Origin of the sequence: Acaryochloris marina S15, from assembly GCF_018336915.1 — a bacterium.
Taxonomy (GTDB): domain Bacteria; phylum Cyanobacteriota; class Cyanobacteriia; order Thermosynechococcales; family Thermosynechococcaceae; genus Acaryochloris; species Acaryochloris marina_A.
On record NZ_CP064923.1, the window covers coordinates 5,320,947 to 5,341,851 of the forward strand.

The window sequence follows — 20,905 nt, forward strand, 5'->3', positions numbered from 1 at the left end:
AAATATTTAAACCCAGATAATACCTAGTGAATATGCACGACTCACAACCATCCCATATTCTTGTCGACGCCCATGTGCACCTGCATCACTGTTTTTCCTTACAAACAGTGCTCGATTCAGCATTACAGAATTTCCAAGATAATGGCCAATACATAACGACCGGCTTACAGCATCAACTTGGGGTTCTATTCATCAATGAGATAGGGCACCAGAATTCATTTGCACAATTACGGGCAGACATATCTAACAAGCAAGCGATCACCCTTGATGACTGGACCTTAAACATCACACCTGAACAGGAATCACTAGTCGCTCACCATTCCTCCAATCAGCAAATTCTGCTCATTGTAGGCCGTCAAATTGTTACCCACGAAAATATCGAAGTCTTATCACTATTCTCAAGTACAACCATCCCAGAACAGCAATCCTTAGAGAAAACACTGCTAAATGTGAGTATGGCAGGAGGGTTAGCCGTCCTGCCCTGGGGATTTGGTAAATGGTTTGGTAAACGAGGCAAACTCGTGAATCAAGCGATTCAAGCCAGAGATCAAACTGAGATATTGATAGGCGACAACGGCAATAGACCCAGTTTTTGGATTAATCCAGTTTATCTAAATAAAGCTAAAAAAAAGGGCATCAAGGTATTACCAGGGACAGATCCCTTACCTTTAGCAACAGAAGTGCACCGTCCTGGGAGTTTCGGATTCTACACCCAAGGGATCATTCAGGCCAACCATCCTGCAGCTTCTCTCAAACAAATACTGATCGATCCAAACACAAGCCTTCAACCCTATGGATCGCTGGAAACGCCATTTCGCTTCATTAATAATCAAATTCAATTTAGACTACAAAAGAAAAAACGCAACGCCGTTGAATAGTGTGTTCGAGCCCAAAACTGGTTGGACCTGCAATCCCTGGAATTGCTGAACCAGATTCATTAGCTCAACCTCAAATGACAACACGCTAGATTGAAAATCAGCCCGAGAAAACATAACGCTCTTTTACTCATTAATCAGATGCAGCCGGAGAACAACTTTTTAGAAACAGCAGATATAGAAACATCTTCCGATGACTATGCTTCTCGTTTTCAAGGGCCTACAGGGGAGTGGCTGCTCCACGTTCAAGAGCAAGCCACCCTGTCTATGCTGACTCAATATCCCAACGCCAGCATTTTAGATGTGGGTGGAGGACATGGGCAGCTAACCAAAGCCCTAATCAATAAAGAGTTTTCACTCACCGTTTTGGGTAGTAGCCTGTCTTGCCAAAACCGTATCAAAACTTATATTGACGCTGGACAGTGTGAGTTCAAGATGGGCGATGTTTTAAGCTTGCCTTACCCAGACAACGCCTTTGATATTGTGATTAGTTATCGGTTTCTAGCACATGTGAACCAGTGGCAAGCGTTCTTATCTGAGCTAGGGCGTGTTGCCAAAACAGCCGTGATCGTCGATTACCCCACCACTCGCAGCATTAACTACTTATCACCGTTATTATTCAAATTCAAAAAAGGCGTAGAGGGCAATACGCGAAAATTCATCTGTTACCAAGAGAAAGAGCTATTAGACTTTTGCAGCAGCATTGGGTTAGAGAAGGACAATCGTCATCCACAATTTTTTTGGCCAATGGTTCTCCATCGAATGATGAAGCAACCCAAAGTCTCAGAACTCCTGGAGAATCCAGTGAAGAAGCTCGGTTTAACATACGTATGGGGCTCTCCAGTAATTACAAAATTCCAGAAAGTTCACTAATCTATTCATTACTCGAATCCATCATTCATCTAACCATCAACATCCATTAAATACCGTATGTCTTCAATAATGGCTCACGAGAACACAATCAGCCCTGGTCAACGTGTTTTAGTGACTGGTGCAACTGGCTATACAGGCAGCACCTTAGTCCAAAAACTGCTGACCCAGAATGTAGAGGTTGTGGCGATAGCCCGCCAATCATCTGATCTAAGCCGTTGGCAAGATGCACCCATTCAATGGATTAAGGGAGATGTTTTTGATCCACGGCTTATTCAACAGGCGATGGAAGGAGTGAACTATATATTTCATATGGTCACCCCGTTTCGGGAAGCAAAGTCGTCTGATGATGTTTATTACAATGTTCATGTTAAAAGTACACAGCTACTAGCGAAGGCAGCCTTAAACCAACCCGACTTCAAGCGCTTTGTCCATATATCGACGATAGGTGTCCATGGACATATCGAAAATCCTCCTGCTGATGAGAACTATAGAACTTCTCCTGGAGATTTATACCAATCCACCAAATTAGAAGGCGAAATATGGATCAAGCAATTTGGTGCTGAAACTGGACTACCCGTAACCATCATCAGACCGGCAGGCATTATTGGGCCTGGTGAAAAACGGCTGTTAAAAATATACAAGATGGTTTGTTCTGGCTTGGTACCAGCCATTGGTAATGGGAGTAATCTTCTGCATTTAATTCACGTCGATGATTTGACCAACTGTTTTCTGCTGGCCTCTCAACATCCGAATGCAGTGGATGAAGTCTTCATTTGTGGAAATCAAGAATCGATTTCTTTCAAAGAAATGGTCAATTTGATCTCCGCGTGTTATCAGAAAAAAGCCACTCTTCTACCACTCCCAGCTGCGCCCTTATTCCTATTGGGAGACATGCTTGAGTTTATTTGTAAGCCTCTAAATATTGAGCCTCCCATTTACCGTAGAAGACTTGCCTTTTACACCAAAGATCGTGCATTCAATGTTAACAAGCTTAAATCGAAACTAGGTTTTGTGCCGCGACATTCCAATGAGCAGTGTGTTGCTGAACTAGCACAATGGTATTTACAAGAAGGGTGGACAACAGTTAGCTAAATTCATATCAATAGAAAAAGATTATAGCCAATATTACTCAAATATAATCCTCAGGAATCAGTTCAATAAACGTAAAACAATATATTTTTTAGTGATGCTAGATGCTGATATAAAGTCTCAACTAAGAGAAGCTCAGACTCAAACTGATATTTCTATAATATTGAGGAATATTCACTCCACAGACTTGTCAAGCTCAGATTACTTTTTTATTAGTAGAGTACTGAACAAAAAACATTCTGAATCTTGTTTAAAAATCGCCTACTTTTCGAATTACACGATTGTTCCTCTGCCTTCTTTTATTGAAGTACAGAGCGCTTTTCATAATATTGAAGTTAGGAGCTATATAGGAGAGTACAATCAGCACTATCAGGAAATACTAAATCCCAATTCATCAGCTTTAAGCTTCAGCCCTGATATCGCTTTCTTACTCTTATCTCTACATGAGCTATGCCCTTCTATCCTGTACAGTTTTACAAGCCTTACTAATCAGCAAAAACTAGATCAAAAAAACATTATTCTGGAGCATATCTTTAACTGGGTCAATCTCACTATAGACAAAACGAGTGCTACAGTTTTTGTCAGTGACTTCTTACAACCCACTTTTCCATCTCTTGGAATCGCGGATAGCCAGCAAAGTTATAGCGAACATGAATTCTATATTGAGCTAAATCTAGCCTTAAAAAAAGAATTTAGAGAAAATCCTAGAGTCTATGTTATTGATATAGATAAGTTAGCTTCCAGATATGGAAAAGAAGATGCTGTAAACTCCAAAATGTTTTTTATGGCCAAAGTTCTTTGGCATGAAAAATTTTTACCCACAATTGCTCAAGAGATCATTCGATATCTCACCAGTTATTTGGGTCGAACTAAAAAATGTTTAGTTTTAGATCTTGACAACACATTATGGGGTGGAGTGGTTGGTGAGGAGGGAATAGAAGGCGTAAAGATTGGCAATGGCGATCCTATTAGCGAAGCCTATCTTGCTTTTCAATATAAAATTTCTGCTTTGAAAAACCGAGGCATAATTCTTGGTATATGCAGTAAAAACAATCAAGCAGATGCTTTAGAAGTCTTTGACAAAAAAGTCGAAATGCCACTAAACATTCAAGACTTTTCAGCAATCGAAATCAACTGGGAACCCAAATATATCAATATCAAGAACATCGCTCAGAAGTTAAATATTGGAACTGACAGCATCGTCTTTATTGACGATAATCCTGTAGAGTGTAGTCTTGTTTCTCAAGCACTTCCTGAAGTAACAACTGTCCAATTACCGAAAGACCCAGCTCTTTACGCTGATGTCCTCGACAAAATTCTTGTATTTGAAAAGTTTAATATCCTAAGCGATGATCTCAACAAAGTACAGCAGTATTCGCAAAATGAACAGCGTAAAGAAGAGAAAGAACGAATCGGAGATCTCAACTCTTATCTACATAGCTTAGAGACGAAAGTTAAAATCTGCTTAGCTGCCGATCAAGATTTACCAAGGGTTCACCAACTCTTTTCTAAAACGAATCAATTCAACCTAACCACTATTCGTTACTCGATGTCCAACATTGAGGAATTTCATAAGAATGAGCATGATTCGATTATAATTACCTCTGTTCAAGATAAATTTGGCGATTTGGGCACTGTAGGATTATGCTTACTCAAAAACCAAGAGCATCAACTCCTGATTGACAGCTTTATACTGAGTTGTCGGGCGATGGGACGCGGCATTGAGACAGCATTGCTCAACTACATCAAGCGAGAATATCTTTTAGGTGACCGGTCGCTAAAGCTCATAGGGTCTTACATTCCCACAAAAAAGAACATTCCGACTAGAGACTTTTTAGAATCGCAAGGATTTGTTCTAGTATCAAAAGGTACTCAGGGAGAAAAATATTATGAGGTGCACTCCGATGATGCATTAGAAGTCTCTTGTCCCTGGATTAACATTATTGATTAGGATAAATAAGTTATGGCTAAAAGTGGTGTCCAAGAAAGAGTTAAACTGGTTTTTTCTGACGTTCTAGACATCGATCTGCAAACAATTTCAGATGATCTTGGCCCTGACAACTGTGATAGCTGGGATTCTATGAATAATCTACGGCTCATTACAGCTTTAGAAGAAGAGTTCAGTATTAATTTCTCAATGGAAGAGATCTCTTCAATGGTTGATATTAGCCGTGCAATTGAGCTAATTGAAAGCAAAAGCTAGATAGCGCTTATTCAATCCTCAGATTTGACCTAATATGTGATTTTCAAGGACTATGCTGTAATGGATGCTGGTAAAATTGTCCGTAGGTTTTTAGTTCCATCACCTGCAATTACCCTATATTATCTAATAAAGTTTGGGGCTAAAATCAGTCCTAAAGCTGAGGTTGAACTCAGTTCATTTTTCACAATTGGTCGCCAATCTGTTATCAGTTCATTTACTAAGATTAAGGCATCTGAAGGGCCACTAAAAATTGGTTCACATGTTTCTATTTCAACGGGATGCTTTATCAGTTCCCATACGGGTGGACTTGAAATTGGTGATTACTGCTTAGTGGGTCCAAATGTAACAATAGTAGGCAATAATTATAACTATAGTAAAATTGATGTTCCCTTAGAACAACAAGGAATTATATCTAAAGGAATTAGGATTGGTAGCAATGTTTGGCTAGGTGCGGGTGTATGCGTTCTCGATGGAGTCACAGTCGGAGATAATTGTATTATCACCCCTAATTCAGTTATCTCGTCAAATATTCCTTCCGGTGCGATCGCAAGTGGGCAACCAGCTAAAGTTATTTTTAAACGTAGGTAGTGCGCTACAGAGAAATTGCGGTTCGGCAATATCAAATTCATTTCTATCATCACTCTTTTCTGCGATCTAGACTCATTCTATTAGTTCCAATATCAGTTGCAATAGGCTAGGTAATTTACCCAAAAAATCTATTATTAGATTCACGAAATATGAAGAATTTATATCAAGTTTCTTTATCCTCTAAGTTATTAGTATGTACTCATCTAGCATAAGAAATACTAATCCTATTTTCATCTTCGGATCGGCACGATCAGGAACTTCTTTATTGAGTCGAATCATTAATTCTCACCCTAGAATTTCAGTTCCATTTGAATCTCATTTATACGACACTTTTTATCCCTGGCTGAAGTATTACGGCGATTTAAATCTCTCTAAAAATAGAGAACGCTTAGTCGATGATATTTTAAGTATTGAATGCATGAGAGATTGGAGTCCTAGACCTGGTCGAGAATGTGTTTTAGCAGCAGTCTCACAGAATAATTTTGCTGGTATCGTAGATGGATTAATCCGGTCATGGTCTATCAGCCAGGGGAAAAAAAGATGGGGAGAAAAAACACCAGCGCATGCCTTTTTTTGGCGTGAGATCTTAAATGATTTTCCTAATTGCAAGGTTATTCACATCGTGCGTGATGGCCGCGACTCATCCTTGTCTTTAAAAAATGCTCGTTTTGGCCCCAAACATTATTATCATTTAGCAAAAGTATGGGTGAAATATTTACAGGTTATTGAAAGCTTAAAATCCAAGATAAATAGTAGCTCTTTTTATGAGATACGCTACGAAGATTTGTTGTCTAATACCAATGCTAAATCTAGAGAGATATGTGATTTTCTTGAGGAAGATTTTTCTGAAGAAATGCTCAGTTTCTATAACAATAATAATCCATATCCAACTGACAAAGATAATCTCAAAAACCTAGCGAAACCTATCATATCTAGCAATTCCAATAAATGGAAGAGTAGTATGTCTCCTAGAGATATAAGAATATTTGAGTCAGTCGCTGGTCCTTATTTAGAGGCATATGGTTATGAAACAGTAATGAGTCATCCTACAATCTCTTCTATAGAAGAGTGGTTAATTAAGTATTTTGAGCATCCTCCCAAAAAGATTTTATCTATGATCAAGAATAGGAAAGGTCATATTGATGGTTTGCGTAGGTTAGCTATTTATACTCGTCTTGTTATTACTCAATAGTGTTATGCCCGTCATATATTACTGTTGTGTTTTTGAAACATTGAGATTTAAAAATATATACTGAATAACAAGAATGAGTAAGTTCATTAAGGGCGCTGGTATTTCATTTATTGGGCAACTAGGAAGTACTGGCTTAAAATACCTCACCCAAGTTACTCTAGCCTGGATTTTTGGAGCTGAAGTGTTTGGTTTATACACCCTGGGTCTCGTTTTCTATCAATTTTGTGACTTATTTGCTCGGTTAGGCTTAGAGTTTGGAGCTGTACGTTATGTTGCCATCAACACGACTGCAGAAAGCCGCCCCAACTTAAAAGGGGTTCTACTGACCATACTAGGTCTCCCATTCATATTCGGATGTGTTCTTGGAGGCATACTATTTTATTGGTCTAGTTTTATTGCCACCGATATTTTTCAAAAACCAGACTTAGCTGTTGTTCTACAGATATTTTCTCTCGCTATACCTGTCGGCGCTAGCATGACCACAGGCTCGTTTGCAACAACAGGGTTTCAAACTACTTTATATAGAGTCTTAGTATTTGACTTAATTGTGCCATTCACCAATCTATTCTTCGCGATTGGTTTAGGGCTAATTGGATTCAAGCTATTGGGAGCATCCTTAGCTTGGTTAATAGCATTAATAGTTGGTTTAATACTTATTTTTTATTTTATTTGCAATCTATTTCCAGATATTTTTTCAAGCAAAGTAAAGCCAGTTTTCAATCTAAAAGAAATCCTTAGTTTCTCTTTACCATTATCTTTTGGAACATTTGTTTGGTTACTTTTAATTTGGACTGATATCTTGATGCTAGGCTACTATAGCAGCGCATCAGAAGTCGGGATCTATCGAGCTGCTTCACAAACTGCTTTTTTGATGATCCTTTTTGATCGTTCTCTCATCACAATTTTTGTGCCTACAATTGCAAGCTTATTTAATCAAGAGAAACTGTCAGAGGCTAATCAACTATATACAACTTCTACTCGTTGGAATTTTATCCTAACTTTACCGCTGTTTATCATACTAACTATTTCTAGCCAACATATACTCAAAATTTATGGCTCTGATTTTCAATCTGCATGGATGATTCTAATTATCTTGGCAACAGGACAATTAACAAGATCAGGGGGCGGTGGCTTATGCATGCATATGTTAGCCATGTCAGGAAACCAATATTTAAAGCTATATGGTGATATTGCTCTAGCCACTACAAATATAACACTTAATTTTTTGCTCATTCCCTTATGGGGACCACTAGGAGCATCTATTGCTACTGCTTCTAGCATGGCTGGAATTAATTTAGTGCGCGTGATTCAAGTCAAGTACGTTCTAGGAGTTTATCCATATTCATTTCGTGATTTCAAACTCATTATTTGTGGTGTAGTGGCTGCTTTGTCTGGCGTCTTAATTCAGTATTTTTTGCATGACATATTTTATTTACTGCTAATTGCAATATCTGCACTTGTCATGATTATTACATACAGCCTGATTCTTTTTTTTACAGCACTCAATGAAGATGACAAACTACTTATCAATCAGTATAAAATAAAGCTTAAAAACTTTCTATAAGATGAAATTTGCGAAAGAAAGAATACTATTTCAACAGTACTAATTCAAGAAGCCAGCAACTAAGATAAGTTGTGACAAGGAATGACTTCTATCCCTTATCGGGTAGTTTTATTATATGCTTTCGCTCATGAGCAAGTCTCAAAATATCTTTTGAATCATTGATTAAATACTTCCTGGTTAGTTCACCGTATAAATTGAGTCAATAGCACAACATAAAGCGAATATTGCAAGAGGTCTCAAGTTTTCGCCATATCATGAAGTCTAGTTCGACCTCTCTAAAGTCTTCTGACGTCTAGAGTTCCATCACGATTTTGAGGTAGAAAATTATTTTTTAGTGGCGCATCAAAAGGCAAGGTTCGTTGGAGTATAAATGAAACATTTAAAACTATTATGCGTTTTCTCTATCTTACTTTTCACAGGTTGTAAATCTGAAAATCTGGGAAGTGAAAATCCAGAAAGTAAAAATATTCCTTATGCATCCATTGAGCCGACCCAATTCACTGTAGATTTACCGCAAGAATATGACGGGTCTGGTGGGTTAGTTGCGATCGATATTACCCAAGATAGCAAGAAAGACTTCATCATTACCCAAACCAATCACATCGCTGCTTATCGCCATTCTGGCGAAAAACTTTGGACCAAAACAGCTGATATACAGCTCTCAGATAAATCAGAACGGCAAGGGCTACCGGGATTACATGCTCCAGGTGTTCAAGTCGCTGATATTGATGGGGATGACAAACCAGAAGTCCTATTTATTACAAGAGACAATAGATTACATGTTGTCCAGGGAGAAGATGGCAAATCTGAACATACGCTGGCATTACCCTCTCCGGCAAAATCAAACCGTTGGGAACATATTGTCGTTGCTGATTTTCGGGGGAAAGGCGACCGCGATATTTTGTTGCAATCTACGACGGAAACGGAGTATCGATTAGGGCGTCATCTTGCAGCTTATTCCATCGACAGCTTGCTGAAAGATCCTAAAACGCCACCCCTATGGGTACAAAATGATTTTCATAGCGCCGCCCATAATGGTGTTCGTGTGATGGATCTCAACGGCGATGGTAAGGATGAAGTGATCGGAGCCAATATCCTCAATGGTCAAGGCAAGATCCTGTTTCAGCTTCCCCTCACCTTGCAAAGGTTCCCCCACATTGATTCTGTTTTTATCTCTGATGTTGACCCCAATATCGAAGGATTAGAGGTGATTGCTCTGGAAGAGGGAGGCGATAATCGCGTTTTTCTCTACAATACAGAGCAGTTGATCTGGCAAATCGATTATAAAAATCAAGAACCTCAAAATGCTGTTTTTGGAGATTTTGACCTCGAACGGCCGGGTCTAGAAATTTGGTGTAGAAGTCGGTATAACGAAGACCAAAAGCCTTTTATCTTTGACGCCCAAGGGAAATTCATAAACTCCTACAGAATGTCTAATGTCGCCCCGAATGATTGGACGATTAAAGGGGTCGAAGTCATTATTCCCATTCACTGGACCGGTGAACCCAAGCAATTAGCTGCGGCCAAAGAGCGTCACGAATCAGGAGATGTGGGCATTTTTGATCCGGTCAGTGGCGCATTTCTCTATAAATTTAAAACAACTGCCGATCGCCTCTATGTAGCAGATGTGACGGGGGATTGGCGAGAAGAATTAATCGTCTTAAACCAGAAAGAACTGAAGATTTTTCAAAATCCTGCTCCTAATGCTAATCCAAATCAACCTAGATTATGGGATCAAAAACATTATCAACGCAGTAAGATGACCTGGAATTACTATAGTCCTTGACAAAGAATCAGAATTTATACCTATCAAGAATCAACTATTTTTAAGGTGCCGAAGTGCAAAATAAGACTTATTTTTATCTTTCAGAATCTTATCAATCGAATGTTTAGCGGATAGGGGGGCGTCTTATACTCCTGTTAATAGCTGAAGAGCATTAGAAATAGCTGCAGATTAGTCAAGACAAAGGTCCCCAAAAATGTATTGAGGAACTTTTGAATATTTATGGTGTCTATCTGACTGTATTTTTGCTGAAGAAGATAAATATGGCTCGCTGTTTTTAGCTTTTCTAGGATGAAGTTCGATAGTGGATAAATTCTAATCTAAACTTCACGGAGTTTTCACAGAAGCCTACTAATATCGTACTCATAGTGATGCTTGATACTAATTTTAGATTTCATCTTTAGTGATGAGTATCACGTATCTTATATAACTTCTGGCCTCACCCCATTGTCCAAATTGCTGACTAGCACAGGCAATATTGTTGGGTGAGTCTAACGCAAAGTTTCATTCAGTTTTTCGCAGGTACGCAGCTAATGGCAGTATCAACTCCCATCACTCCGCAATCTATTTCTAATACGGTTACTTCCCTCTATGATTCTCGAAGTCTATGTCTAAGGCCGGGCCAAGCCGTTCCACAGCAGTCTGATTATCTCTGGCATATTGAGAAAGGCTTAGTGCGCACCTTAACTTGGAATGAAGAGGGTGACTTAGTTACTCTGGGGCTATGGGGCGCTGGTGACTCTGTGGGTCGCCTATTATCTGAAATCACTCCTTTCCAGATAGAGTGCTTAAGCCCTGTAGAGGTGAAGCCCTTACCTTTGGCAGGACAAGATTTGGGTGTGGTGATGCGATCGCACCTCCGCTACATGGAGGAACTCTTCAGCATCATCAGCTACAAGCGTGCACCACAAAGGTTATTGCGCTTTTTGGATTGGCTAGGTGATCGGTTTGGCCGTCATGTGGATCAGGGACGTATTTTAGATCTGGGATTGACCCATCAGCTTATGGCTGAAATCACCGGGATTACCCGAGTCACGGCTACCCGCTTGCTCAACGAGTTTGAGCGGGAAGGTAAGCTGATGCGTTTACCCAAGCAACAAATGCTGCTGCAGTTCAACTCAGGTCACCCTGATCGAGTCACTAGCATGGCCCGACATCGAGCCAAAGGGAAACGTAACGCCTAATTGATTAAGGCTGTGAGCTGATTGACTTGTTCAGCAATGCCTTGATCCAGGTGCTGCAGGCGCTCGGTCTCTTGCTCTAGCTGAATATCTTGAGTCTCTTTTTGGGTGACCAAATGGGTGAGTTCCGTTTGGCGAGCCAGAATATCATCGTTCAAGCGCTGAATGATCTCAGTTTCATAGGTGTTAAAACAAGACTCAACCGCGTCATACACTGCCTGCTGTTGCTCTTGGGCAATTTGGGGCAGACATTTGGCGAATTCTTGGCGGGTAGTGGTCAGAAACGTCTGACGAACATATTCAGCTTGCCCGGCAACTAAGCCAGCCCCAGCAACAATCACTAAAAATACGTTCAAGGCCATGGCTGAAAACACAAGGCCGACCATTTGCACCACCAGGGTGACACAGAGAGAGGTGAACACCGCCTGCATCACCCGTCGCCAAAAAGGACTTAAGCGACCGACTACCCCATTGAGGGAGTTGGGAATGGCATCTAAGACTTCAAAGACAGTATCGGTCCAGGTTTCAGTGGCATTGTAGGAATGACCAGATGCCACATAGGACTGCCCCAGCAGTTTGGCATTGATCACGTCCACGACTTGGGTATAGGTTGCCCGATATTGATCGACCACAACCTGTACCTGAGCAAAGGCGGTTTCTAATTGCTGAGTGGCCTGAATTTCCCAGTTGGCCAATTGATCCGTGAGATAGCGCTCAAAGGCTTGCTTAAAAGATTCATGGAACTTGGCCCGGTTCTGCTTGTTGAGAAAGTCTAAAAACTCTAGATCGGGCTGGGAAGCCACAAAGTCCGTTTCAAAGGTTTTTTCTAGCTGCAGCATATAGCCCTGAAACGAATCGGCGATGGCTTGAGCTTCGCGATCACGGATTTTGCGAATTTCGGCTTGAAAGTCTGTGGAGACGGCTGCAAGCTGGTCAAACTCGGTCTGGACGGAGGCGACTTTTGCCTTGAGATGGTCAATATCTTCATCTAACAGAGGAATGCGCCGTTCGACCGCTTCATGGACATGGGCCGCCACAGAACGGGCCTGGTGCACCGCATGATTTAACTCGGCATTGGTTCGCTCTCGGGTTAAGAACTGGGTGAGGGAATCGAGAAAAGCAGGAATGCCCGTATCGTCTAGAGGGGCTTTAGGGTCATGGAGTTGAGACCTTAACGCAGGCAATGCTGAAATTTCAAAGACTCGCTGCTGATAGCGATCTTCGCCATTGACTGAACAGTAGGGGGCAAGGTAGGTTTGAAAGACTTGTCGAAGCTTCGATTCTGCTTCGGCTACAGCATCCTTATCGTCCGGATCAAGCAGACTAGTTTGCACCTTATCCCAAGCATTGAGGAGGAAGAAAATGGTTAGCCCTCGGTTCTGGAGAAAGTTGCGTAAGTAACGCCGCTCATCTAGGGTGCAGGGCTGGGTTGTATTGAGGACAAATAACACCGCATGACAGTCGTTGAGATAGTTGAGTACTAGCTCGTTGCGGGCTTCTGTATCGTTTAATCCAGGGGTATCGACGAGTTCAATCCCTTTAGCTAAGAGAGGCAGGGGATATTCGATCACCGCATGGCTGACATTGGGAAAGGCTTGCTCATCTTTTTCCTGGAGCGCTTTGGATTCTGACGGGTCAATGGTGTATTTCCATTTGAAGGTGGCAACATCAATCTGCTGGGGCGGGGTGTCATCGCGAAAGTGGATGGTGATTTGCTTCTGAGGACCATATTTGAGCACGCTCAGAATGGCGGTACAGGGATTGACATCGCTAGGCAGCAGTCGCTCTCCCAAAATGGCATTAATCAGGGTGCTTTTTCCCCGTTTGAGATCGCCCAACACCACTAGTCGAAAGACGCCTTGCCGCAGATGGTCACTGGCTGTTTTGACCAGGGTGACCTGGCGATCAAAACCTAACGGTCCCGAAGCCTTGGCTCCTTCCAGTTCAGATTGGATCAAACTCTGAGAAATTTGTTCTAAATGATCGGCAACCTGCTCTCGAACACGACGAACTTGGTCAAAATCATCTAAATATCCCGCAGGTTGGGAGAGGTTGACAGGATTACTCATGAATTGGAGGTTGAAAGGACTGAAGTCTGAAATAGCAGGCGCTGACCGTTCCATCATAGCGATAGCCAATGGCTGATGGCACTACTGACTCTCAGTATTCCCAGTTGAGGAGGGGTGCCGGACCGCAGTGAGCGAGAGCACTAGCAGAATCGGAGCACAGGGCTAGACTAGCGCTAGTTGAACCCATCCATATATTGCAAATGAAGCAGTCTCTGTTTTTTGTTGGTTTTTGCTTGCTGATGACCTGTACAGGGTGCGGTGGCTCTAAATATCCCAAGGTCAATGTGACTGCAGCTATTGCTGACCATCTACAAACCCAATCCGATCAACCCTTCGATTTAGGGACCCTTGGCTCGGATGAGTGGCAGAAGATTTGTGTACTAGATCCATACACAGCCAACACAGAAGGCGCGAAAATCTTGGGGTTTAACTGGGATTTCGAAAGCCAGTCGTCGATTAAAGAAAATGATGGAATTAATCTGTTGGTGTTTGTAAAGGATCAATCGGTCGTTGCCTTTGCCGAACATCTGAGACACAAAGGAGATTTCACGAGCCTAAAGCCATCTTGCCTCGATCGGGAAGATGCTGTGGTTAAGCCCAGAAAAGGCACCAAGGATTGGATCTCTTTTGTGAAGGACGAATAATTTACTGTAATGCTTTGTTGCTTCACCTGAATATCGCAACCCATCGCGGTATCGGACCGTTTATGGGTTACAACTCGGCTTAAATCAGAGGAGGAAAAACTACGAGTTTCATGCTAGACGAGGTTTAAATCGCTGATACAAAATTCTGATTAGTCCCGGACAGGCATAATATCACTCCTCAATTCCTCCTATAATCCAAGCATGAGTAGTTACCGCTCCCCTCACCTCAGCGTGAACGGGGGCCTTTTTTTTACTCACTTATGAATGGGACTCAGAGGTGGATTGGCAGTACAGTCTGAATCGAACGTTATGCCCCATCAATCTTGTCAGCGATCCGATCATTCCAATCAACGTCTAATTCCTGCCGATCCATTTGCCACGTTTTAGGGACGATTTCTTCTTCGGCAAACTCGACATCACCTGTGGGAGGGATATCTACAACATCCATGAGATTCTTACCCAAAGTCTCAGCAATGTCCCAAGCATTATCAGGATCTTCAGCTTTTATATGTCGAACAAGAGGTTTACCATTGTCCTGCTCATAAATCGCATAAAAGTCTTTATCAACAATATTTAACTGACTCATGGTTAAAGCTTCTAGACAAATATCAATAGTCCTAACCTCATGATCTCATAAAGAAGAGGATTAACTCAGAATGACCTGGGCGACGTTTTGGTGATGCCTCCATACATTCGCATAGGTACCTCAGTGTCGTAATCTTGTACCGAATGAGAAAAAGCTATGTCCTCCCAACGTCGTACATTCAGCGCTAGTTTCAAAGCTAAGGTGGTTTTACAACTATTGCGTGGCGACAAAACAGCAATGGAGTTGTGTTGGACCTACAAACTCCACCCCAGTCTACTCAACCGCTGGCATCAAGAATCTCTAGACGAAACTCGCTGTCTTTGTGAAGCCCCTGTTGCTGATGAGAGAGTTCAGCAAATCTTACAGGCCGTGCCTTCTCAAGCGTTCTCACCATCTCAGGGATCGCAACATCGCTTCTTGTCTGATGCCACGACGCGACGCGCATTTCTAGCTTTATTGGGCTTTGCAGGAGTAGGAGCAATGGGACTGCTGACCTCTTGTGAGTCCAATGAAATCGTGACGGTTGATGCTAAGGGCCGTACCGTTAACCGCCGCCGTCTCCCTCAACTACAAACTTTTACCGAAAATCTCGACAACAACACCTTATTAGAGATGGTGTTGATACCTGGAGGCACCTTCACAATGGGTTCGCCCTCAAGTGAGTCAGAAAGGAATCAGGATGAAGGGCCGCAGCATGAGGTGAGTTTACCTGACTTTTATCTGGGTAAGTATCCTGTGACTCAAGCTCAATGGCAAGCCATTATGGGTTCTAATGCCTCTCACTTCAAAGGCGCAAATCGTCCAGTTGAGCAAGTCACCTGGTACAAAGCTTTTGAATTTTGCCAGAAACTCTCCCAGAAAAGTGGCCAAATATATCATCTTCCCAGTGAGGCAGAATGGGAATATGCCTGTCGAGCGGGAACAACTACTCCCTTCTATACAGGGGAAATAATTACCCCTAAGCTCGCGAATTACGATGGTACTTTTACCTATGATGCTGGTCCTAAAGGGCAATATCGAGAACAGACGACTAACGTCGGTAGCTTTCCTCCAAATGCCTTTGGTCTATATGACATGCATGGCAATGTCTGGGAATGGTGCCATGACACTCCCCATAAAACATACACTGGAGCACCGACAGATGGAAGTGCTTGGATAGATGAGAATGATACTGATGATCGTATTATTCGCGGTGGCTCCTGGCTCAACCCTCCAGGGAACTGTCGCTGTGCAGAGCGCTTCAGGTTCACTGCTGGATTCCGCAACTACAATCTTGGTTTTCGAGTAGCTTGGGTTGGGTCAAGTACGCTTCCATAGCTACCCTCTTGTTTCATACACCAATGGCGATTCCTGCGGATTTCTTGAACACAACCATCATTCTAGAAGGTCGCTAATCTTAGAACTAGGGACGCTTCAAGAGGCATCTATTATTGTGATGACTAGACTCTTGGCAGTGAATATTTGGACATTAGATGATCGAGATTTTGGCCGTTTTCAGGACCTGAAGCTTTGGAAGCAAGTAGGATTAAGCTTTTTCCAACATCAGCTTTGTGCGTTTGAGAGGTTCAGGAATGGAGATGGGATAATCCCCTGTAAAGCAGGCTGAGCAATAATTTTCAGGATTACGGCCTGTTGCGGCTAACATGCCTTCCCAACTGAGATAGTTGAGGGAATCAACCCCAATTTTTTTAGCAATGTCTGAAGTGGAGGTTGTAGCTGCAATCAGCTGATCTTGATCATCGGTGTCAATGCCATAAAAGCAGGGATGGGTGACGGGGGGGGAAGAGACCCGCATATGGACTTCTGTGGCGCCTGCTTCTCGGAGGGCGCGGACGATTTTGTAGCTCGTCGTACCTCGGACAATCGAATCATCGACAATGATAATCCGCTTTCCTTCCAGAACATCCCGCAGCGGATTGAGCTTCATACGAATGCCAATTTCGCGCATGGCTTGGGTGGGTTGAATGAAGGTTCGGCCCACATAGCGATTTTTAATTAAGCCTTCTGCATAGGGAATGCCGCTGGCTTGGGAATATCCAATGGCTGCAGGAACACCAGAATCGGGAACCGCAATCACCATATCTGCATCGATGGGAGATTCTTTGCCGAGATGGTGACCGAGGCGCAAGCGATAGCTATAGAGACTTTCGCCTTTCATATGGCTGTCAGGGCGAGCAAAGTAAATCATCTCAAAGATGCACAACTTCCGCTCTGGTTTAGCGGCCCAAGTCTCTGAGGTTATACCGTCAGCGGTGATATGGACAATCTCACCGGGCTCAATCTCACGAACATGGGTGGCTCCGATAATATCTAGGGCACAAGTTTCGGAGGCGAGGACGTAATGGGGCTTGTCGGGGTTATCTTCATTCTCAATGGTGCCCAGAACTAAGGGGCGAATCCCTTGGGGGTCACGAATCCCGAGAATGCCTGTGGGGGTGCCGATGACTAGACTGAACGCCCCTTCACTTTGTTGACAAGCTGAGATCGCACTTTGATGCCAATCCTTACCAGTTTTGATCGCTTCACTAATGGCATAGGCAATCACCTCAGAATCTGTGGTGGTTTCTAGGGGGCAGTTTTTGGCCAGTAACTTTTCTCGAAAAGCGACGGTGTTAACCAGATTGCCATTATGGGCTAGTGCTAGGGAGCCTTGGGACGTTTCAACTACTACGGGTTGGGCATTGGCGACCCGACTCGATCCGGTGGTGGAGTAGCGGGTATGACCAACGGCAATATAACCCGGTAAGTCATTCAAAATTGGTTCTGAAAAGACTTGGGACACCAAACCCATATTTTTATAGGAGTGAATTTGGCCATCCGTTGTGTAGGTGGCAATTCCAGCTGATTCTTGACCCCGATGTTGGAGTGCATAGAGACCAAAGTAAGCGAGCTTTACGGCTTCTATGCCCGGCGCAAATACGCCAAACACCCCGCAAGCTTCTTCTGGTTTGTCGTCTGACCACGATTCAGCAGAAAGGTGGGGATCAACAGGATCGTTACCAGTTGGACTCGATGGAACAGAAGCAGCAGGAAACATATTAAGTCATTAAGTAAACGGAATAAACCAGAAAAACTGACACATTACAAACGTTTGTCCCTTCTAGCCACAAGCAGCCTAGATTTACGCTAGCTTGGACTCAATGGCTTGAGACCATCGTTGAGTGGCCTCCTCAATCCTAACCTTGATTAAGGTTTGGTGAACATTTGTTGTGAGGGTGAGCTCTGAATTGGGGGTGGTGACTGTTCCTATCTGTTGCCAATACTGAGGCAGATGTTCTTGTAAATAGGATTCCCAGGCGGCTTGATGAGTTGTGCTCACAGAAACGATAATCCTGGCCCCCCCTTCTCCAAATAAGATCTGATCCCAGCGGTTTGAACCGGTAGGAACCTGAATCTCAGCGCCTCGTTTTCCACTGATGCAAGATTCGGCTAGAGCCACGGCGATCCCTCCCTCTGCACTGTCATGGGCAGAGTGGAGCCAGCCCTGTTGAATGCCGTGACGGCAAGTGGCTTGGACTTGGGCTTCTAGATCTAAATCAGCATGGGGGGGTTCACCCGCGACCTGATGATGAATGCTGGCTAAATATTCAGTGCCTCCTAAGGTGACGAGGTCACTTGGGGCTTCGATGAGAATCCCCAGTAAATAAATTAGATCACCTTCTGCTTGCCAACCTTGGAGACAGGTTTTGGTGAGATCGGGGACTAAACCCACCATGCCAATCACAGGAGTGGGATAGATAGGCTGAGGTTGACCCTCGGCATCAAAGGTCTCGTTGTAGAGGGACACGTTGCCGCCAGTCACTGGAGTGCTGAGATGGCGACAGGCGTCTGAAAGTCCCCGGCAAGCTTCTGCCAATTGCCAATAGCCAACGGGTTTTTCTGGGCTGCCAAAGTTGAGATTATCGGTGACGGCAATGGGTTCTGCTCCGACACAACTTAAATTTCGAGCGGCTTCTGCTACGGTCATCTTGGCCCCTTCGTAGGGATCTAAATAGACATAGCGAGAGTTGCAGTCGATGGTGGCGGCGACGGCAGTTTGAGTGTCTACGTCTGGATCGGGGGTTTCTTGATTGACGACAGGACGGAGGCGCACGATGGTGGCGTCCGCATCACCGGGCAAGACGACGGTGTTATTTTGCACCTGATGATCGTATTGGCGATACACCCAGCGTTTGCTGGCAATCGTTGGTACTTGTAAGAGCTGTAGGAGAATGTCTGACCAGGAGTGTTGCTGGCCTTGAAGCTCGATGCCTTCGGCGGTGCAATTGGGGATGCGATCGCAACTCCACTCCCGTGCTTTCTGTACATACTCAGGCGGTTCTGCCAAAACCTCATGCTTATAAATCGGCGTATTGTCTGATAAGGCCGTAGCGGGAATTTCCGCTGCCACTTCTCCCTGAAACCGGATCTTCACAATCGGATCGGCGATTACCGAACCGGCGACAACCGCCTGTAGTCCCCAACGATGGAAGATATCAATCAGCTCCTGTTCCCGGCCTTTTTCCGCTACAAACAACATTCGCTCCTGGGATTCGGAGAGCAAATACTCGTAGGGCACCATCCCCGTTTCCCGATTGGGAATCAGATCTAAATCTAGATCAATGCCCACGCCACCTTTTTCCGCCATTTCGGCGGTAGAACAGGTGAGGCCAGCGGCTCCCATATCTTGAGCAGCGACGACAGCCCCTGTTTGGAAGGCTTCTAGACAGGCTTCAATTAAAGATTTTTCTAAAAAGGGGTCGCCCACCTGAACGGCAGGACGATCTTCTACTTCAGAGGTGGCATCCAGTTCTGCACTGGCAAAGCTGGCCCCACCCATGCCGTCTCTCCCAGTAGTAGAGCCAACATAAAGCACTGGATTGCCCACACCAGCTGCTCCTGCTTTGACAATCTCTGAGGTTTCCATCAGCCCCATGGCCATGGCATTGACCAAAGGATTGCCGTTATAAGCGGGGTCAAAATACACCTCACCACCAACGGTCGGCACACCGACGCAGTTGCCATAGTGAGCAATTCCGGCGACTACCCCACTAAATAAGCGGCGGGTGCGGGCATCATCTAGATCGCCGAATCGGAGGGAATTAAGTACGGCAATAGGGCGGGCGCCCATGGTGAAGATATCCCGTAAAATCCCCCCTACTCCAGTTGCCGCACCCTGAAAGGGCTCAACGGCAGAGGGATGGTTGTGGGACTCTACTTTAAAAGCAAGCTGTAGGCCATTGCCTAAATCCACGACTCCAGCATTTTCACCTGGCCCTACTAAGACATGCTTTCCTTCTGTGGGAAATTGCGAGAGTAAGGACCGCGAATTCTTATAGCAGCAATGCTCGGACCACATGACACCAAACATACCGAGTTCGGCTCGATTAGGATGACGGCCCAAGCGCTGAACAATATCGTCGTATTCTTCGGGCTTTAGCCCTTCAGCAGCAATTTCTTTAGGGGAAAAAGGAGAAGATCCAGGGCTTGCCATGTACTCTATACCAATCGCACAAGTCCCCATTGTACAGGTTGATTTGAGCCATAGATTTCTACAAATCTATGGATGAAGATTTAGGATCAGATTGCTGCCAATTAGGATGATTTAATTTTGTAGATGTGTCTGTGCCCATGTCCGAATAGCTTGGCGAAGTGTCCGTCTTCCTTGCTGACGATATTCCTCAATTAATTGTGGTAGTTCTCGAATTGGGAGCTGTGGAAACACTAAGCTATTAGCTGATTCTACATACGCTCCTTGGCGCAGATGGTAAATCGTTATCTGTCCATCGTCATAACACCATAGTTCAGGGACACCCAGTCGAGCATAAATGGGTAAGCGGTTTAATGACTTGCTGGTTAAATCAATTTCTAACGATAAGTCAGGGGGCGGATCACGATCTAGGTCAAACGATAATTTTCCTCGAACCTTAGATTCATTTTGAAAGTAAAAGCAGTTATCTGGTTCTAGCCCTGCTTCTTGGATTTGCCGCCGCCAAGTTGTCGAACCATAGCTTTCATAATCGCGTTCCAGGACATCGGCTATTTCTTTGGTGGCCTCGCTGAGAACTTCTTTGTAATATTCGTGTTCTGGTAGAGGCGTCATAATTTCTAGAGTTCCGCGATCGTAGGCTAGACGAGCGGCACGATGATCTCCCAAGTCTTGGAGAAGAGCTTCAAATTGTTGCCAACTAATGTCATATAGGAGAATGCGATCGCATCTCCGAAACGTTGTAACCATAAAATTTTAATGAACACCTATCCGTGATATTGGCAGTCAGT

Annotated in this window: 17 protein-coding genes; 12 read left to right on the forward strand and 5 right to left on the reverse strand. The window is 43.7% G+C overall.

What is annotated here, in order from left to right; all coding sequences use genetic code 11:
• The first annotated feature begins 32 nt into the window (after nt 1–32).
• The 10 genes from I1H34_RS24250 to I1H34_RS24295 all read left to right on the forward strand — a co-directional run bounded on the left by I1H34_RS24250 (nt 33) and on the right by I1H34_RS24295 (nt 11,351).
• On the forward strand, nt 33–878 hold the full coding sequence (locus I1H34_RS24250) for a hypothetical protein (RefSeq protein ID WP_212663438.1): 846 nt from the start codon (nt 33–35) through the stop codon (nt 876–878).
• A gap of 138 nt (nt 879–1,016) precedes the next feature.
• Nucleotides 1,017–1,748: a class I SAM-dependent methyltransferase gene (locus tag I1H34_RS24255; protein ID WP_212663439.1), complete on the forward strand. Its 732-nt coding sequence runs from the start codon at nt 1,017–1,019 to the stop codon at nt 1,746–1,748.
• A gap of 111 nt (nt 1,749–1,859) precedes the next feature.
• A complete protein-coding gene (locus I1H34_RS24260; protein WP_249369576.1) occupies nt 1,860–2,840 on the forward strand; it encodes an NAD-dependent epimerase/dehydratase family protein in 981 nt (326 codons plus the stop codon).
• A 94-nt stretch (nt 2,841–2,934) separates the two neighbouring features.
• Complete coding sequence (locus tag I1H34_RS24265; protein ID WP_212663441.1) at nt 2,935–4,788, forward strand: HAD-IIIC family phosphatase; 1,854 nt, start codon at nt 2,935–2,937, stop codon at nt 4,786–4,788.
• Nucleotides 4,789–4,800: 12 nt separating this feature from the next.
• Entirely contained in the window at nt 4,801–5,040 is a 240-nt protein-coding gene (locus I1H34_RS24270; RefSeq protein WP_212663442.1) for an acyl carrier protein, read from the forward strand.
• A gap of 60 nt (nt 5,041–5,100) precedes the next feature.
• On the forward strand, nt 5,101–5,628 hold the full coding sequence (locus I1H34_RS24275; RefSeq protein ID WP_212663443.1) for an acyltransferase: 528 nt from the start codon (nt 5,101–5,103) through the stop codon (nt 5,626–5,628).
• A gap of 265 nt (nt 5,629–5,893) precedes the next feature.
• Nucleotides 5,894–6,820, forward strand: a complete 927-nt coding sequence (locus I1H34_RS24280; RefSeq protein WP_249369578.1) for a sulfotransferase family protein — start codon at nt 5,894–5,896, stop codon at nt 6,818–6,820.
• Nucleotides 6,821–6,893: 73 nt separating this feature from the next.
• Entirely contained in the window at nt 6,894–8,384 is a 1,491-nt protein-coding gene (locus tag I1H34_RS24285) for an oligosaccharide flippase family protein (RefSeq protein ID WP_212663445.1), read from the forward strand.
• A 370-nt stretch (nt 8,385–8,754) separates the two neighbouring features.
• The gene (locus tag I1H34_RS24290) at nt 8,755–10,170 is read left to right on the forward strand and encodes an FG-GAP-like repeat-containing protein (protein WP_212663446.1); all 1,416 of its coding nucleotides are present in this window, start codon (nt 8,755–8,757) and stop codon (nt 10,168–10,170) included.
• A gap of 530 nt (nt 10,171–10,700) precedes the next feature.
• A complete protein-coding gene (locus I1H34_RS24295) occupies nt 10,701–11,351 on the forward strand; it encodes a Crp/Fnr family transcriptional regulator (RefSeq protein ID WP_212663447.1) in 651 nt (216 codons plus the stop codon).
• On the opposite strand, the gene I1H34_RS24300 is transcribed toward I1H34_RS24295, so the two are convergent.
• Nucleotides 11,348–13,417 (reverse strand): dynamin family protein, encoded by a 2,070-nt coding sequence (locus I1H34_RS24300; RefSeq protein ID WP_212663448.1) that lies wholly within the window; start codon nt 13,415–13,417, stop codon nt 11,348–11,350. The two genes, I1H34_RS24295 and I1H34_RS24300, sit on opposite strands and share 4 nt — an antisense overlap.
• A 200-nt stretch (nt 13,418–13,617) precedes the next feature.
• Between I1H34_RS24300 and I1H34_RS24305 the strand changes: the two genes are divergently transcribed.
• The gene (locus I1H34_RS24305; protein ID WP_212663449.1) at nt 13,618–14,061 is read left to right on the forward strand and encodes a hypothetical protein; all 444 of its coding nucleotides are present in this window, start codon (nt 13,618–13,620) and stop codon (nt 14,059–14,061) included.
• A 307-nt stretch (nt 14,062–14,368) separates the two neighbouring features.
• Here the strand turns inward: I1H34_RS24305 and I1H34_RS24310 are convergent, their stop codons facing one another.
• Nucleotides 14,369–14,647, reverse strand: coding sequence for a hypothetical protein (locus I1H34_RS24310; protein WP_212663450.1), 279 nt, complete (start codon nt 14,645–14,647; stop codon nt 14,369–14,371).
• Between the two features lie 156 nt (nt 14,648–14,803).
• Between I1H34_RS24310 and I1H34_RS33125 the strand changes: the two genes are divergently transcribed.
• A complete protein-coding gene (locus tag I1H34_RS33125) occupies nt 14,804–15,964 on the forward strand; it encodes an SUMF1/EgtB/PvdO family nonheme iron enzyme (RefSeq protein WP_396124527.1) in 1,161 nt (386 codons plus the stop codon).
• A gap of 208 nt (nt 15,965–16,172) precedes the next feature.
• Here the strand turns inward: I1H34_RS33125 and purF are convergent, their stop codons facing one another.
• The 3 genes from purF to I1H34_RS24330 all read right to left on the reverse strand — a co-directional run bounded on the left by purF (nt 16,173) and on the right by I1H34_RS24330 (nt 20,864).
• Nucleotides 16,173–17,684: an amidophosphoribosyltransferase gene (gene purF / locus I1H34_RS24320; protein ID WP_212663451.1), complete on the reverse strand. Its 1,512-nt coding sequence runs from the start codon at nt 17,682–17,684 to the stop codon at nt 16,173–16,175.
• A gap of 84 nt (nt 17,685–17,768) precedes the next feature.
• Nucleotides 17,769–20,120: a phosphoribosylformylglycinamidine synthase subunit PurL gene (purL, locus tag I1H34_RS24325; protein WP_212663452.1), complete on the reverse strand. Its 2,352-nt coding sequence runs from the start codon at nt 20,118–20,120 to the stop codon at nt 17,769–17,771.
• A gap of 111 nt (nt 20,121–20,231) precedes the next feature.
• On the reverse strand, nt 20,232–20,864 hold the full coding sequence (locus tag I1H34_RS24330; protein WP_212663453.1) for a Uma2 family endonuclease: 633 nt from the start codon (nt 20,862–20,864) through the stop codon (nt 20,232–20,234).
• Nucleotides 20,865–20,905: the final 41 nt, after the last annotated feature.

Excerpts from the sequence above, each read along its gene's own strand:
- I1H34_RS24250 (WP_212663438.1), top strand. The coding sequence starts at position 33 with ATGCACGACTCACAACCATCCCATATTCTTGTCGACGCCCATGTGCAC.
- I1H34_RS24255 (WP_212663439.1), top strand. The coding sequence starts at position 1,017 with ATGCAGCCGGAGAACAACTTTTTAGAAACAGCAGATATAGAAACATCT.
- I1H34_RS24265 (WP_212663441.1), top strand. The coding sequence starts at position 2,935 with ATGCTAGATGCTGATATAAAGTCTCAACTAAGAGAAGCTCAGACTCAA.
- I1H34_RS24270 (WP_212663442.1), top strand. The coding sequence starts at position 4,801 with ATGGCTAAAAGTGGTGTCCAAGAAAGAGTTAAACTGGTTTTTTCTGAC.
- I1H34_RS24275 (WP_212663443.1), top strand. The coding sequence starts at position 5,101 with ATGGATGCTGGTAAAATTGTCCGTAGGTTTTTAGTTCCATCACCTGCA.
- I1H34_RS24285 (WP_212663445.1), top strand. The coding sequence starts at position 6,894 with ATGAGTAAGTTCATTAAGGGCGCTGGTATTTCATTTATTGGGCAACTA.
- I1H34_RS24290 (WP_212663446.1), top strand. The coding sequence starts at position 8,755 with ATGAAACATTTAAAACTATTATGCGTTTTCTCTATCTTACTTTTCACA.
- I1H34_RS24295 (WP_212663447.1), top strand. The coding sequence starts at position 10,701 with ATGGCAGTATCAACTCCCATCACTCCGCAATCTATTTCTAATACGGTT.
- I1H34_RS24300 (WP_212663448.1), bottom strand. The coding sequence starts at position 13,417 with ATGAGTAATCCTGTCAACCTCTCCCAACCTGCGGGATATTTAGATGAT.
- I1H34_RS24305 (WP_212663449.1), top strand. The coding sequence starts at position 13,618 with ATGAAGCAGTCTCTGTTTTTTGTTGGTTTTTGCTTGCTGATGACCTGT.
- I1H34_RS24310 (WP_212663450.1), bottom strand. The coding sequence starts at position 14,647 with ATGAGTCAGTTAAATATTGTTGATAAAGACTTTTATGCGATTTATGAG.
- I1H34_RS33125 (WP_396124527.1), top strand. The coding sequence starts at position 14,804 with ATGTCCTCCCAACGTCGTACATTCAGCGCTAGTTTCAAAGCTAAGGTG.
- purF (WP_212663451.1), bottom strand. The coding sequence starts at position 17,684 with ATGTTTCCTGCTGCTTCTGTTCCATCGAGTCCAACTGGTAACGATCCT.
- purL (WP_212663452.1), bottom strand. The coding sequence starts at position 20,120 with ATGGCAAGCCCTGGATCTTCTCCTTTTTCCCCTAAAGAAATTGCTGCT.
- I1H34_RS24330 (WP_212663453.1), bottom strand. The coding sequence starts at position 20,864 with ATGGTTACAACGTTTCGGAGATGCGATCGCATTCTCCTATATGACATT.